Source organism: Corallococcus sp. AB038B (assembly GCF_003668955.1).
GTDB lineage: Bacteria > Myxococcota > Myxococcia > Myxococcales > Myxococcaceae > Corallococcus > Corallococcus exiguus.
Genome location: NZ_RAWO01000096.1, coordinates 1 through 449, shown reverse-complemented (window position 1 = coordinate 449; position 449 = coordinate 1). Strand labels below are relative to the sequence as shown.

Annotated in this window: 1 protein-coding gene; it reads left to right on the top strand. The window is 68.8% G+C overall.

What is annotated here, in order from left to right; genetic code table 11:
- A partial coding sequence (locus D7Y04_RS42650) for a thioesterase domain-containing protein (protein WP_199749826.1) occupies positions 1-449 on the top strand: 449 nt, incomplete at both ends.

Genomic DNA, 449 nt, shown 5'->3' with positions numbered 1-449 from the left:
CCCTCTACATCGAAGCCATCCGCACGGTGCAGCCTCACGGCCCCTACCAACTGGGAGGCTGGTCTCTCGGCGGCGTCATCGCCTACGAGATGGCCCGTCGCCTGCGCGAGGCCGGTGAAGCCGTGGACCTGCTCGCACTCATCGACGCCCACGTCCACGGCCTGACGAAGCCCGCTCAGGAAGCCACGCACCTCGACTCCGAGGCCCGCGCAAGGCTCGCCTTCGCCCATGCCACCGCCACCGCCTTCGGCCAGGAACTCTCCGTTTCGGACGAAGCGCTGGCACAGGACGACGATGCGATGCTGGGCCACCTGCTGGAGGAAGGACTCCGGGTGCGCATCCTCGACGCGCAGTCCGGCCCGGCCCAGCTGCGTGCCCTCTTCAACGTCTTCCGCGCCAACCTCTTCGCCCACGAGAAGTACGTGCCCCAGCCGTACGACGGCACCGCA